Source organism: Nocardia carnea (assembly GCF_029869215.1).
Lineage (GTDB): Bacteria > Actinomycetota > Actinomycetes > Mycobacteriales > Mycobacteriaceae > Nocardia > Nocardia carnea_B.
In genome coordinates this window covers 1-14,707 of sequence record NZ_JARWPM010000369.1, presented here as the reverse complement: position 1 = coordinate 14,707, position 14,707 = coordinate 1, and the positions used below count along the sequence as shown (strand labels likewise).

At 67.3% G+C, this 14,707-nt stretch carries 12 protein-coding genes; 9 read left to right on the top strand and 3 right to left on the bottom strand.

Annotation, left to right across the window (positions count from 1 at the left end):
• Positions 1 to 36: 36 nt before the first annotated feature.
• The 9 genes from QH276_RS26010 (at position 37) to QH276_RS25970 (ending at position 11,420) form a co-directional block, all read left to right on the top strand.
• The gene (locus QH276_RS26010; protein WP_280398732.1) at positions 37 to 1,644 is read left to right on the top strand and encodes an SMP-30/gluconolactonase/LRE family protein; all 1,608 of its coding nucleotides are present in this window, start codon (positions 37 to 39) and stop codon (positions 1,642 to 1,644) included.
• A 6-nt stretch (positions 1,645 to 1,650) separates the two neighbouring features.
• Entirely contained in the window at positions 1,651 to 2,496 is an 846-nt protein-coding gene (locus QH276_RS26005) for an SDR family NAD(P)-dependent oxidoreductase (protein WP_280398733.1), read from the top strand.
• A gap of 127 nt (positions 2,497 to 2,623) precedes the next feature.
• Positions 2,624 to 3,994 carry an aromatic ring-hydroxylating oxygenase subunit alpha gene (locus tag QH276_RS26000; protein WP_280398734.1) on the top strand — a complete coding sequence of 457 codons (1,371 nt, stop codon included), beginning with the start codon at positions 2,624 to 2,626 and terminating at the stop codon, positions 3,992 to 3,994.
• 40 nt (positions 3,995 to 4,034) lie between these two features.
• Positions 4,035 to 5,858: a flavin-containing monooxygenase gene (locus QH276_RS25995; RefSeq protein ID WP_280398735.1), complete on the top strand. Its 1,824-nt coding sequence runs from the start codon at positions 4,035 to 4,037 to the stop codon at positions 5,856 to 5,858.
• Between the two features lie 29 nt (positions 5,859 to 5,887).
• Positions 5,888 to 6,802 carry an SDR family NAD(P)-dependent oxidoreductase gene (locus tag QH276_RS25990; protein ID WP_280398736.1) on the top strand — a complete coding sequence of 305 codons (915 nt, stop codon included), beginning with the start codon at positions 5,888 to 5,890 and terminating at the stop codon, positions 6,800 to 6,802.
• Between the two features lie 2 nt (positions 6,803 to 6,804).
• Positions 6,805 to 8,511 (top strand): thiamine pyrophosphate-binding protein, encoded by a 1,707-nt coding sequence (locus QH276_RS25985; protein ID WP_280398737.1) that lies wholly within the window; start codon positions 6,805 to 6,807, stop codon positions 8,509 to 8,511.
• A complete protein-coding gene (locus QH276_RS25980; RefSeq protein ID WP_280398738.1) occupies positions 8,511 to 9,947 on the top strand; it encodes an aldehyde dehydrogenase family protein in 1,437 nt (478 codons plus the stop codon). Before QH276_RS25985 ends, QH276_RS25980 begins: the two co-directional genes overlap by 1 nt.
• Positions 9,948 to 10,053: 106 nt before the next feature.
• A complete protein-coding gene (locus QH276_RS25975) occupies positions 10,054 to 10,455 on the top strand; it encodes a DUF427 domain-containing protein (protein ID WP_280398739.1) in 402 nt (133 codons plus the stop codon).
• 71 nt (positions 10,456 to 10,526) lie between these two features.
• The gene (locus QH276_RS25970; protein ID WP_280398740.1) at positions 10,527 to 11,420 is read left to right on the top strand and encodes an acyl-CoA thioesterase; all 894 of its coding nucleotides are present in this window, start codon (positions 10,527 to 10,529) and stop codon (positions 11,418 to 11,420) included.
• A 1-nt stretch (position 11,421) separates the two neighbouring features.
• On the opposite strand, the gene QH276_RS25965 is transcribed toward QH276_RS25970, so the two are convergent.
• The 3 genes from QH276_RS25965 to QH276_RS25955 form a co-directional block, all read right to left on the bottom strand.
• Positions 11,422 to 12,228, bottom strand: coding sequence for a FadR/GntR family transcriptional regulator (locus tag QH276_RS25965; protein ID WP_280398741.1), 807 nt, complete (start codon positions 12,226 to 12,228; stop codon positions 11,422 to 11,424).
• 243 nt (positions 12,229 to 12,471) lie between these two features.
• Complete coding sequence (locus QH276_RS25960) at positions 12,472 to 13,020, bottom strand: DUF1990 family protein (protein WP_280398742.1); 549 nt, start codon at positions 13,018 to 13,020, stop codon at positions 12,472 to 12,474.
• Positions 13,021 to 13,143: 123 nt separating this feature from the next.
• Positions 13,144 to 14,499: a TerD family protein gene (locus QH276_RS25955; protein ID WP_280398743.1), complete on the bottom strand. Its 1,356-nt coding sequence runs from the start codon at positions 14,497 to 14,499 to the stop codon at positions 13,144 to 13,146.
• Positions 14,500 to 14,707 lie beyond the last annotated feature (208 nt).

Below are 14,707 nucleotides of genomic sequence, written 5' to 3'. Positions count from 1 at the left end.
GATGAGCGCTAGCGGCCGGGTCGGTTGGGAGTCGGAATGTTGCAGCAAGAGGCTCGCTATCAAGGCGGCCGATCGATCGGACTCGCGGCCGGCTGGAGTCAGCGGCGGGTCACGCCACCGAGCCGGCTGTTCGGGGCCAACGGGCTGCGGACCGGGCCGGACGGGCGGATCTATATCGCCCAGGTGACCGGTAGCCAGATCAGCGCCCTCGATATCGAGACCGGCGCGATCGAAACCATCAGCGCCAAGGGCGGGGACATCATCGCGCCCGACGATTGCGCCTTCGATCCCGACGGCAACCTGTACGCCACCGAGGTGATGGACGGCCGGGTCAGCGCCCGCAATGCCGACGGCACCACCCGGTTGCTGCGCGCGGATCTGCCCAGCGCCAACGGCATCACGGTGTATCAGGGCCGGTTGTTCGTCAACGAATGCCGGCCGGGCGGCCGGCTCATGGAACTGCCGCTGGACGGCGGTACGCCGCGCATCCTGCTGGAAAACCTCGAACAACCCAACGCGATGGAGGTCGGGCCCGACGGGTTGCTCTACTACCCGGTGATGGGTCTCAACGAGATCTGGCGGGTCCATCCCGACGGCGGCGAACCGCAGCGGGTCGCCGGGGATCTGGGGGTGCCCGATTCGGTGAAATTCGATCCGGACGGCAATATCGTCTCCACGCAGGTCGCCTCCGGTCAGGTGCTGCGGATCAATCCGCGCAACGGCGAGAAAACCGTCCTCGCCCAACTGAACCCGGGCCTGGACAACTGCACCCTGGTGAACGGCCGGTTGTTCGTCTCGAACTTCACCGGTGAGATCACCGAAATCCTGTCCGACGGCACCACGCGTACCACCCTGCCGGGCGGCCTGAACTGGCCGCTCGACCTCACCGTCGGCCCCGACGGCACCCTCTTCGTCGCCGACGGCACCTACTTCTACGCTGCCGGGCCCGACGGACTGGAAACCCTGGGGATGCTGTTCAGCCCGGGCTATCCCGGTTTCGCCCGCGGTGTCACGGCGACCGTGCCCGGGGAATTCCTCGTCGCGACAGCCGGTGGGCAGGTCGCGCGATGGCGGCCCGCGAGTGGGGAAAGCGAATTCCTGGCCGGTGCCGAAGAACCACTGGATCAGCTGTACGGGATCGAGGCCGGGCCGGGCGGTCGTATCGTCACCACGGAGTTCGGTACCGGCCGGGTGCTGGGCGTCCGCGGTGACGGCGGGGTCGAGGTGCTCGCCGCCGGACTGGACAAGCCGATCGGCGTCGCGTTCACCGGAGACGGGACCTGCCTGGTCGCCGAATCGGGTGCGGGACGGATCGTCTCGGTGCGGGCCGGGGCGGTCGACACCGTGGTCGATGGCCTGGACACACCACAGGGCATCCTCGTGCGCGGATCGCAGCTGCTGATCGTCGATGCCGGTGCCAAGAACCTGGTCGCGGTCGATCTGGAAACCAAGGCGCGCGAGGTACTCGCCTGGAACCTGCCGGTGGGCGCGCCGCCCGGAGTGACGCCGAAACCGCTGCTGGGTATGCCGCCGTTCTCCGGCCCGCAGGGGCCGTTCGCGGGAATCACCGCCGGGCCGGACGGAACCCTGTATATCGCCGCCGACGCCGAGGGCAGTGTGCTCGCGTTCCGGAAGGACGGGTGACAAACCATGACAGGTGAATTCTTCGGACTCGACGGGCGCGTGGTGATCGTGTCCGGCGCGGGTGGCGGCGGTATCGGCACCGCGGTGACGCGGCTGGTCGCGCGGGCGGGGGCGACCGTGCTCGGGGTCGGCCGGGGCGCGGAGAATCTGGCGAAACATGTCGAACCACTTGCGGGCGAGGGGCTGAAGGTTGTTCCCGTCCAGGCCGATGCGGCCACCGACGAAGGTATCGCCACCGTGCTGGAGGCGGCCCGCAAAGCCGACGGCGACCTCTACGGTCTGGTGAATATCGCCGGCGGGGCCGCACCCGCCACCTGGATGCCGGCAACCCGGGTGACCCGCGCGGACTGGCAGTCCCTGTTCGCGCAGAACCTCGAATCGATGTTCTTCATGAGCCAGGCCGTGGCCGCGGAAATCAAGGCCGCCGGCCGTCCGGGGTCAATCGTCTCGCTGTCCTCGATCAGCGGGATGAACACCGCGCCGTTCCATATCGCCTACGGCACCGCGAAAGCCGCTCTGGTCGCGGCGACCCGCACGCTGGCGGTCGAGCTGGCGCTCAGCGATATCCGGGTGAACGCGATCGCGCCCGGGGTCACCGAAACCCCGGCCTCGGGAACCTATGTCGACGAAGATCCCGTACGCGACCGAACCGCGATCGCCATGGGCCGCCGCGGCCGGCCCGAGGAGCAGGCGGGCGCCGTACTGTTCCTGCTCTCGCAGCTGTCGTCGTACATCACCGGCCAGACGATCCTGGTGGACGGCGGGCTCAACCTGAAATGGACCCATCTGGGCGCGGACAACACCTCACTGTTCCTGAAGGACGAGGGCTTCCGGGCCGCCATCACCAGCTGACCACCGAAATGTATTGCACCGACACCGACTATCCCCGGACCCGGGGTGGGAGAACGCCATGAGCGAGCGCAGCGAGCGATCAATCAACACAGCCGAGCCCTCGCTCGTGCCGGAGCGAAGCGCAGGCATGAGCGAGACCGTCGATATCGCCACGAACACCGAACCGCTGTCCACGCCGATGACGATCGGGGTGGAGGCCTACCTCAGTCCCGAATACGTGAAGGCCGAACGTGACAAGCTGTGGCGCAAGGTGTGGCAGCAGGTGGGACGGGTCGAGGAGATCCCGCGGGTCGGCGATTACCTCACCTACGAGATCCTCGACGATTCGATCATCATCGTGCGCACCGCCGAGGACAAGATCCGGGCGTACCACAATGTGTGTGCGCATCGCGGCCGCAAACTGATCGACACGCCGCCGGGCGAGCGGAATGCCAAGGGGCAGAAGAAGCAGTTCGTCTGTGGTTTCCACGGCTGGCGGTACAACCTCGAGGGCCGCAATACCTTCGTCCCCGAACGCGAGGACTGGCCGTGCGGGCTCACCGAACGCAACGACGGCCTGGTCGATGTACACGTCGATACCTGGGGCGGCTGGATCTTCATCAATCTCGATCCGAATCCGGCGGAGACGCTGCGGGAATACCTGGAGCCGGCCGCGACCCTGCTGGAGCCGTTCCAGCTGCAGAACATGCGCTACCGGTGGCGGCGCTGGCTGGTGTTCGACTGCAACTGGAAGGTCGCGCTGGAGGCCTTCATGGAGACCTACCACGTGCCCTACACCCATCCGGAGTTCATGAACTTCGGCATGTTCCTGGGCTGGGCGCGGGCGCAGGGCAAACACAGCAATATCGGCTATGACGCGCCGAAGGGTCAGGAGGAGAGCCAGGGCAAGATCCGCCTCGGCCACGGCCCGGACGCCCGTAAATCCACCATCGAACTGCAGAACTTCACCTGGGAGAACGCCAACACCAACACCACCTGGACCATGGTGGAGGCGGCGCGGCGGCTCACCGAGGAACTACCGGAGGGCACCCCGGCCCCGGAGGTCATGGCGCACTGGCTGGCCTCGGCACGGGCCGCCGACGAGAAGCGCGGGGTCATCTGGCCGACCGTATCGCCGGCGCAGGTGGCGGCCGCCGGTACCGCGTGGCAGATCTTCCCGAACTTCCAGATCGGGCACGCGGTGAACAATATGCTCTGCTACAGCGCGCGACCCTACGGCTACGACCCGGACAAATGCATTTTCGAGGCCGCGGTCTACGAACTGTTCCCCGAAGGTGAAGCGCCGGACACGGAATGGGTCCACACCCCGCAGGACGATCCGGGCTGGCGCACCGTGCTGCCACAGGATTTCGACAATATGGCGGCCGTCCAGCAGGGTATGAAAACCGCGGGATTCAGCGGCCCGAAACCGAATCCGTACCGCGAGCGCAGCGTCGTCAATCTGCATCACAATCTCGCGAAATACATGGGCACCGGCGCACCGCGTGACCTCACCTGACCCCGGCGCCGCCGGCCCTATCACCACCGAGGAATCTTCAATGAACAACTGCGCACCCACGCAGACCCCCGAAGTCGACCATATCGCCCTGCGCGCCAAGTATCTGGCCGAACGCGATAAGCGGCTGCGACCGGAGGGGCAGCAGCAGTATGTGGTGACCGAGGACGGCTTCACCGACTTCTTCGAAGGTGATCCCTACACGCCGTTCACGCCGCGGGAACCGCTGCACGAGGATATCGATGTCGCGGTCCTCGGCGGTGGCTGGGCCGGTCTCACCGCGGGCGCGCGCCTCACCCAGGCGGGGGTCGAGGATTTCCGGATCATCGAACTGGCCGGAGATTTCGGCGGCGCCTGGTACTGGAACCGGTACCCGGGAATCCAATGCGATTCCGACGCCTACTGCTACCTGCCGCTGCTCGAGGAAACCGGCTACATCCCGACCCAGAAATACGCCTACGGCGACGAATGTTTCGAGCACGCGCAGCGGATCGGCAAACATTTCGGGTTGTACGAGAAGGCGATCTTCTCCACCATGGTGAAATCGCTGGAATGGGACGAATCCATCCGGCGGTGGCGGATCGGCACCAACCGCGACGACGATATCCGCGCCCGGTTCGTGGTGATGGCACAGGGGCCGTTCAACAAACCGAAGCTGCCCGGGATCCCCGGTCTCAACGATTTCACCGGCCACACCTTCCATTCGGCCCGCTGGGATTACGAGTACACCGGCGGTGATCTGCGGGGTGGGCTCACCGGGCTGGAGGACAAGAAGGTCGCGGTGATCGGCACCGGCGCGAGCGGGATCCAGATCATTCCGCATATCGCCCGCTCGGCCGAGCATCTGTACGTCTTCCAGCGCACGCCGTCCTATATCAACGAGCGCGGTAACGTGCCCACCGATCCGGAATGGGTGAAAACCCTGCAACCGGGCTGGCAGCTCGAGCGGCGCCGCAATTTCCACACCGCGGCCTTCGAGGCATTCGCACCCGGCCAGCCGGATCTGGTGTGCGACGGGTGGACCGAGGTCAGCCGCAACACCCAGGCCTATCTGGACGAGAACAATCTCTGGGCCGAGGTAACGCCGGAGAAGTTCGTCGAGATCCGGGAGATCCAGGACTACCGGGCGATGGAACGGGTCCGGCAGCGGGTGGACGCGATCGTGAAGGATCCGGTGACCGCCGCGGCGCTGAAACCGTATTACCGGTTCCTCTGCAAACGGCCGTGTTTCAACGATGAGTATCTGCCCACCTACAACCGCGACAACGTAACCCTGGTGGACGTATCGGCGACCAAAGGCGTCGAACGCATCACGGCGAAGGGCATAGTCGCCGACGGGGTGGAACACGAAGTCGACTGCATCATCTTCGCCAGCGGATTCGAGATCACCACCGAGCTGGACCGCCGTTACGGTATCCATCCCTTCGCCGGCCGCGGCGGTCTCTCCCTCTACGAGCACTGGAAGAACGGCTACCGCACCCTGCACGGGCTGACCAGCAACGAGTTCCCGAATATCTTCTTCACCGGGTTCATCCAGGGCGGGGTCACCGCGAGTACCACCGATATGTTCGATCAGCAGGCCACCCACGCCGCCTACATCATCGGCGAGGCGCTGAACCGGGGCGCGCAGACGGTGGAACCGACGCCCGAGGCCGTCGACCAGTGGTGCACCACCATCAAGGAAACCGCGGTGGACAACAGCAATTTCCAGCGGGAATGCACACCCGGTTACTACAACAACGAGGGCGAGCAGAACATCCGTTCGCATCTCGGCGAACCGTATTGGCCGGGTTTCTACGCCCTCGAGGAGCTACTGCAGAACTGGCGGGACAGCGGCCGCCTGGAGGGTTTGGCGCTCGGCGGATGACGCCCCGCGGCGAAGGGTTAGGAGAAGCGTTGTCCGAGATGCGGTTCGACGAACGGGTCGCGGTGATCACCGGGGCCGGCCGCGGCCTGGGGCGGGCCTATGCCCTGCTGCTGGCGGCCCGGGGCGCGAAGGTCGTCGTCAACGATGTGGGCGGCAGTATTCCGGGCGGTGACAGTGATATCGGTGTGGCCGGGTCGGTGGTCGAGGAGATCATCGCGGCCGGCGGGCAGGCGGTGGCCAGTGCCGATTCGGTGGCCACCCCCGACGGGGGACAGGCGATCGTGGCGCAGGCGCTCGATGCCTACGGCCGGATCGATGTACTGATCCACAACGCGGGCAATGTGCGGTACGCCCCGCTCACCGAAATGAGCTACGCCGATTTCGATTCGGTCCTCGATGTACATCTGCGTGGCGCATTCCACGTGGTGCGCGCCGCTTTTCCGGCGATGAAGGACGCCGGGTACGGGCGGGTGGTGCTCACCTCCTCCATCGGTGGCCTCTACGGCAACCGGAATGTCGCGAATTACGCCGTCGCCAAGGCCGGTGTGATCGGACTGTCGAATGTGGTGGCGCTGGAGGGCGCCGAATTCGGAGTGAAATCCAATGTGATCGTGCCCGCGGCGGTCACCCGGCTCGCCGACGGGCTGGACACCTCGAACTATCCGCCGATGGAGCCGGAACTGGTGGCCCCCGCAGTGGGTTGGCTGGCGCACGAATCGTGTTCGGTCAGCGGGGAAATGCTGGTGGCGCTCGCGGGCCGGGTGGCGCGGGCGTATATCGCGGAAACCCCCGGCGTGTATCAGCCGGAATGGTCGATCGAGGACGTCGGCGCCCGGATCGGCGAAATACGTGACAGCAAGGATTCCTGGCTGCTGCCGGTCGTTCCGTCGGCCCACAGCGACCATATCGGCCGGAGTTTCGCAATGGCCATGGGAGGAAACTGAGTATGGCGGTCAAAGTCTACGAACGGATCCTGGATCTGTTCGAAGCCGAGGGAATCAATACGATCTTCGGCATCCCCGATCCGAACTTCGTGCACCTGTTCCATCTCGCGGACGAACGCGGCTGGAACGTGGTCGCCCCGCACCACGAGGAATCCGCGGGGTTCATGGCCGAGGCCGTCTCCCGGATGACCGGTAAGGCCGCGGTGTGCATCGGCACCCTGGGTCCCGGTATGGCGAATATGGCCGGCGCCATGATGTGCGCCAAGGTGGAGAATTCGCCGGTGATCTTCCTGGGCGGGCAGCGCGCGCGGATCACCGAACAGCGGGTGCGGCGCGGGCGGATCCAGTTCGTGAAACAGTCCGGCCTGCTGGAACCCTCGGTGAAATACGCGGCGAGTATCGAATACGCCGACCAGACCGACGAGATCATTCGCGAAGGCCTGCGTAAGGCGCTGTCCGGTGTACCCGGCCCGGTGTATATCGAGTACCCCTCCCATGTGATCCAGGAGGAACTCGACGTCCCGCCGCCGCTGCCGCCGCACCGGTACCGGCTGGTCGGCCAGACGGCCGGCCAGGACAAGATCGAGGAGGCCGCCGAACTCATCCGTCAGGCGAAGCAGCCCGTGCTGCTGGTGGGGCACGGGGTACACACCTCCCGTGCCGGGGCGTCGGTGAAAGCGCTCGCCGACCTCATGGCCTGCCCGGTCGTCCAGACCTCCGGCGGCACCTCCTTCATCGAAGGCCTGGAAGACCGCACCTTCCCGTACGGCTTCTCACCGTCCGCGGTGGAGGCGGTCGTGCACTCGGATCTGTGCCTGGCCATTGGCACCGAACTCGGCGAACCCGTTCACTACGGCCGCGGCCGGCACTGGCTGGAGAACGAAGCGATCCGCAAGTGGGTGCTGATCGAACAAGATCCCACCGCCATCGGCGTCAACCGTCCCATCGACGTACCACTGGTCGGTGATCTGCGGGCCGTCGTGCCCCAGCTCACTGCGGCGCTGCAGGACACCCCGCGCACCGCGACCCCGGAACTGGCCCGATGGATCGAGCAGGACGCCACCCGGCTGGCCGAGTTGGCCGAATCCGCGCCATCCGGCCGGTCACCGGTCCATCCGGCCCGGCTGGTCGTGGAGGCCACCAAGGATTTCCCGGCCGACGGCATCCTCGTCCGTGACGGCGGCGCCACCACGATCTTCGGCTGGACCTACACCCAGTGCAAACCGCACGATGTGATCTGGAACCAGAACTTCGGGCATCTGGGCACCGGTCTCCCGTACGCGGTGGGTGCCTCGGTGGCCGACGGTGGGAAACGCCCGGTCCTGATGATCACGGGTGACTCCTCGTTCCAGTTCCAGATCGCGGAACTGGAAACCGCCGCGCGGCTGAACCTTCCGCTGGTCTGCGTGGTCGCCGTGGACTACGCCTGGGGGCTCGAGGTCGGTGTGTACAAGCGCACCTTCGGGCACGGCTCCCGCGAAACCGCCGTGCACTGGAGCAAGCAGACCCGCCTGGACAAGGTGGGCGAGGGGTTCGGCTGCTACGGCGAATACGTCGACACCGACGCCGAAATCGCCCCCGCCATCAAACGCGCCTTCGCCAGCGGGAAGCCCGGCGTTATCCATGTCGCGGTGGATCCGAAGGCGAACTCCGAGGAAATGCCGAGCTACGACGAGTTCCGCACCTGGTACGCGGAAGGAATGCAGTGATGCGCGAATACCTGAAGTTCTATATCGACGGCTCCTGGGTCGAGCCGGCCGGACACGAGACCTTCGACGTGGTCAACCCCGCGACCGAGGAGGTGTGCGGGAAGGTCGCGGCCGGATCCGCTGCCGATGTGGACGCGGCCGTCGCCGCGGCGCGCGCTGCGTTTCCCGCATGGTCGGCCAGTACCGTCGCCGAGCGCCTGGACCTGTTCCGTGCCATCGGCGCGGAATATCAGAAACGCACCGGCGATCTGGCGGCCGCGCTCACCGAGGAGATGGGTGCACCGTCGGGACTGGCGAACGGATTCCAGGTGGATCTGGCCGCCGGACATCTGCAGGAGGCGATCGAGATCCTGGAGAACTTCCGGTTCGAAGAGCAGCGCGGCGCCACCTTGATCGTCAAGGAACCGATCGGGGTCTGTGGGCTCATCACACCGTGGAACTGGCCGATGAACCAGATCGCGGTGAAGGTTTTCCCGGCCTTGGGCACCGGTTGCACAATGGTGCTGAAACCGTCGGAACGGTCACCGTTCACGGGGCAGATCTTCACCGAGATCCTCGCGGCCGCCGGTGTCCCGGCCGGTGTGTTCAACCTGGTGCAGGGTGACGGCCCGGGTGTCGGTGTACCCCTGTCGTCGCATCCCGACGTGGATATGATCTCGTTCACCGGGTCCACTCGCGCCGGCGTCGAGATCGCCCGGAACGCGGCGCCCACCGTGAAGCGGGTGACCCAGGAACTGGGCGGTAAGGGACCGAACATCATCCTCGACGACGAGGATTTCGCCACCAATGTCGGTGCCGGTGTCGGCAATATGATGGGTAATTCGGGTCAGACCTGTAGTGCGCCGTCCCGGATGCTGGTGCCCAGCGCGCGCATGGACGAGGCGATCGAGGCCGCCCGGGCGGCCGTGGAAGGTATCACGGTCGGTGATCCCACCGGCGAGGTCGCCGTCGGACCCGTAGTCGCCGCCTCGCAGTTCGAGAAGATCCAGGCACTCATCCAGAAGGGCATCGACGAAGGTGCCACCCTCGTCGCCGGCGGCACCGGCCGGCCGGACGGGCTGGAGAAGGGATACTTCGTCAAACCGACCGTCTTCGCGAAGGTCACCAACGATATGACCATCGCCCGGGAGGAAATCTTCGGCCCCGTCCTGGTGATCATCGGATACGACGGTATCGACGACGCGATCGCGATCGCCAATGACACCGAATACGGCTTGGCCGGGTTCGTCGCCGGCCGCGATCTGGACCGGGCTCGTGCCGTCGCGCGGCGCCTGCGGGCCGGCTCGATCGGTATCAACGGCGGTTTCGATTTCGCGGCACCGTTCGGCGGATACAAGAAGAGCGGAAACGGCCGTGAATGGGGCGAGGCGGGTTTCGAGGAATATCTGGAGGTCAAGGGCATCCTCGGCTACGCCCCCGATGCGGCCGAGACCTAGCCGCCCGCGGGAAGGCCCGGCCGGGTCTCGATCCGCATCCGTATCTGCCTACGCCACAGTACAATCGGCGCCTGCGCGCCCAACGAGACCGGGATTCGGAGCTACGATGAACGACGAGACCGTACCCTCCGGGTATCGGCAACGCCCCGACTACCGGGTCGACCTGCTCGCCCGCACCAATACGATGACCGCGGCCGTCGACGGCACGGTGCTGGCCACCAGCGACGAAACCCTGCTGGTGGACGAACAGGATCACGGCCTGGTCGTGTACTTCCCGCCGAACGCGGTGAACCTGTCCCTGCTGGAATCGGTGGACCTGCACACGGTGTGCCCGTTCAAGGGCCGGGCATCGTATTGGACCCTCCCCGGCAGCGACCGTCCCTGGATCGCCTGGACCTACCCGCGGCCCCATCCACAGGTAGCGCGGCTGGCCGGATATATCGCCTTCGACCAGTCCGCCGTCCGGGTGACGATCGGCACCGGCCGGTACACGGGGGTCCGGGCATGAGCGGGTCAGGCCCGGAGGAGGTAGCGAAGCGTGACCACGCAGGGCTCCCGCTCATGCCCCATGGACACAGCATGAGCGGGTCAGGCCCGGAGGACGGCGCTGAATCCTCGATGGCGCGGATGCTGGATATTTTCGATGTCCGGCCCCATCCGGTGGTCCCCGCCCGCTATGTCGGTGACAGCGACGGCGGCGGCCGGCGGGTTGTCGACGGCAGCCAGATCCTGGGGCAGAGCATCGTCGCCGCGAGCAAGGCCCTGCCCGGCCGGACCGTCCGTACCGCGCACGCCCTGTTCGTTTCCGCCGCCGATCCGGATATTCCGCTGGATTTCACGGTCACCACCATCAAAGCGGGCCGCAGTTTCGCCAGTGCCACCATCACCGCCCGCCAGGAACTGAAGGTCCGGACGAGTTGCACCGTGCTGCTGGACATTCCGCAACCCGATCTCGTCCGCCGCGACGAACTCGCCGGTCTGCCGGTTCCGGGCCCGGCTTCGGCGATCCTCGCCGAGAGCTTGCCGCTGCCGGGACGGGAGGTCCGGATCGTCGGCTGCATCGATATCGATGATCCCGGCGAAGTGGGCCCACCCGTGGTGGACGCGTGGCTGCGTTACGACGAGGTGCCGGCCCGGGACGAGCTGCACCGCGCCGTGCTGGCCCATTTCACCGGGCATCTCGGCATCTCCACCGCGCTGCGCCCGCATGCGGGGCTGGGCACGGCGCAGGCGCATCACTCCTTGTCGACCGCGCCGATGGGTATTTCGGTCACCTTCCACGATCCGGTGAAATGGGACGGCTGGCTGCGTTATCACCATGAGGCGACCTTCGTGGGTGCGGGTTCCGCGCATATCCGCGGTCAGATCAGCACCGAAAGCGGACGGCTCATCGCCTCGTTCACGCAGGAGGCGATGATTCGCGCCTTCGAACGCGGATCGGTCACCGATATTCCGAGCGAGGCGCGGCTGTAGGTCAGCGGCGGATGCCCTGGGCGCCGCGGATCGCCTGCCGGGACATGGTCGACGACGCGTTCACGATGCCGTCGTCGAACCGGTCCAGCAGCAGCGCCTGGGTGGCCGCGAGATGCGCGCAGGCGATATGTTCGGCCGCCGAGGCCTGACCGGAGGCGATATCGTCGACGATCTTCTGGTGGGTACGCACCGCGGCCTGTGCCTGCTCCCGCGAGGGGTATTCGCCTCGGCCGGTCAATGCTTCGGCCCAGGCCTCCTCCTGCGCCGACCACAGCGCGACCAGACTGCTCACCACATAGCGGACCGTCGCATTGGGGGTGAACGAGACCACCAGATCGTGGAATTCGCGCGCGGTCTGGGTGAAGGCGACCCCGTCGTCCACCAGATCCCGCGATTTCTCGATGTTCTCGGTGAGCACCGGGACCACGACGTCGAGACGATCCTCGCGCCGGGCGCATTCGGCTGCGCACATCGGTTCGAGCATCTGCAGGCCGGAGGCCAGATCCCGCAAGGTCACCCGCCCGCCCTGTAGGGCGAGCCCGAGGTGGTAGGCGGCCGAGGTCTCGTCGGGCCGGTGCACCTCGGCGCCGCCGACATTACCGCGGCGCACGGTGACGAGGCCCTCGGTTTCCAGGATGCGGATGGCCTCGCGGATCGACGGGTAGGACACCCCGAATTCCTGTACCAGCTGATCCTGGGTGGGGAGGCGGTAATCGTCGGTGCTGTTGAGGATTCGTGTGCGCAGTTCCGCCGCGACCGTCTGCGCCACCCGATGCTGGGTGACCCGCCCCCGCCGCGGGGCCGTCACGACAGCCGCTTCCGGCCGGAAAAGTGCACCATACCCGCGAGTTTATAGCGAAACCACTAATTCATCAATGATTGCAATATTTGAGAGAACAGGGCTTTACTTCGTCAACGCCCGGCCTCAGGGGCGGCCTCGGCTGTCGGGCCGTCATCGCTGCCTGCACATCTGGTCCGGTCGCTCCATCGGGCGCGCTCCGGGTGGGCGGCAGACACGGTCCGACGACGGCTCTGCCGGTTCTCCGGGGTCTCAGGAATCTGTCGGGGGGTGGGCCGGGCTGCGGGGCGTGCGGCGCAGAACCGCCAGATAGCCTTCCGCGGCGAGGCGCTGAAAGCCGCGGGCGATCGGTCCGCCGAGGCGGGTGTACCAGGCGGCAGGCCGCGAGAACGCGGTGACCACGCCGTACACGGCCGAGGTGGCGGGGTCGTATTCGACCACGAACAGTTCCTCACCCGACGCGGGATGGCCCGGCAGCGTGCCGTAGGCGAATCCGCGGCGATTCTCCTCGTCCACGACGTACACCACCCGGCACGGCGCGAGCACGCCGAGCGGCCCGAATCCGAGCCGGACCGTGACTCGCGCTCCCGGCTCGGCCCGGGGCGGCCGCGCCTCGGCCAGCAGGTGCAGGCCGCGCTGCATCCGGTAGGCGAGGACGGCATCGCCGAGGCGCTGGAACTCAGCGCGCCCGTGCCCCAGCCGCCGCCGCACCCGGATGTGGTGATAGCCGGCCGGCAGCGCACCGCGGGTGGCGCCGACCTCCGCATAGGTGAAGGGTGGTTGCTCCGCGGAACTCGTCACGCCCCCGATTTTCCCGCGCTATCCGGCGTGACAGCGCGCAGGGTGCTACAAGAAGCGGTTGATCCTCGGCGCACCACTCGGTTCCGGCCGTGCCCGATGTCCCGGGGCCACGGCCCGCCTCGCTCAGGTCCGGTCGGCCTTGAACTGGTTCACCGGCCCCTTGTCCATCCGTATGTCCACCCGGCCGTCGGGCTGGAGGGTCACCGCCGGGCGGTGTTCGGAGAAACGGCGACTGTAGAGCTCGAGGCGTTCGACGAGCACACCCTCGGGCCGGTTGTAGACGATGCCCGGCACACAAGTGAAGATCCAGCTCGATTTCTTGGCCTGGTCGGCAGGAATCGTGACGGTATCCGCACCGCTCTCGATCGACAGGGTGACGCGGTATTTGTGGAACGACCCGGTTCCGTTGTTGATCGCCGAATATGCCACCGGCACCACCGCGACGATCTCGGGCGCCAACCGCACCTCGATGATCTCCTCGGTCTGGCCGCCGCCGCGCCGCACATCGCCGCGGCCGCGGTCGCCGAGATGGCGCACGAGGTCGCGGAACCGGGGGTTCGCCGGAATCCCCGCAGCCGGAAAGGTGGCCACGTGCACGACTTCGCCGCTGCCGAGAACCACCAGCGCGTAGGCCTCGTAATCGGTACCGCTGGCCCACGCCACCCGCAGCCGCACCATCGTTGCCTTCTCCAGCAGAACGGCCGATGCGCCCTTCGTGAGCGTGACTGCGCCCTTACTGAAGTTCACGCCGGGCGCGGAAGCAGCGCGCGGGGCCGCCGGCGCGGACGCTCCCCCCGCGGCGCTACCACCCGCCGCGGGCACGGGGCGGTAGGCCGGGGGATATTCGGCCGTTGCCGGTGGAAGACCACCCGGCGGTGGATATCCCGGCGGACCGGGCGGAGGTGGGTAGCCGGCGACAGGAAGGGCCGTATCTCCCGGCACGGACGGGCACCCGGCCGCGGCCGGAGCAGGCGTGGGCGGCGTCGCTGCCGGTGTGCCCGGATCGTCGACGGTGATACCGAAATCGGTGGCCAGGCCGGCCAGACCGGTGGCGTACCCCTGACCGATATTGCGCAGTTTCCAGCCACCGCCCCGCCGGTACACCTCCGCGAGCTGCACCGTGGTTTCCGAGGTCAGGCCGGTGATGGGCAGCTCGTAGCTGCCGCCGCCCTCCTCGGTGACCCGTACGGCGAGCGGGATCGCGCCGAACGACCCCGTGTCCACGGATGCGGCGACCACCAACCGGTGCGTGCCGGCCGCGACCACGGACAGATCCATCGACAAAGCGCCGTCCACCAGCCGCACCGCGGAATCCGGGGAGACCGGCTGGTTGTAGAAGACGAAATCGTCGTCGCTGCCCACCTTGCCGTTCTCCCGCAGGCACAGGACGGTGAGGTCGATTCCGGCCGGGGTGGCCGATATTCGCACCCTGCCCCCGCGCAGTGCGGTATTCGCGCCTTTGCCGATGGTCTCGGACATCCGCTCCCCTGTCGTTCGTCGCGTCGCCACCAGCGTAGGGCCGGCGCGGCGCGCGGGCAGGTGTACCGAGTGTGGCTCGGGTAGGTCCGGCTCACGGCGCGGGGGGGGGCCCGGCGGGCGGGGGCGCCCCCCCGGGGACGCGGCGTAAGGGGCCCGGGGGCGGGGAGGGGGGAGCCCCCCGGGGGTGGGGGGGGGCCTCGGGGCGGGG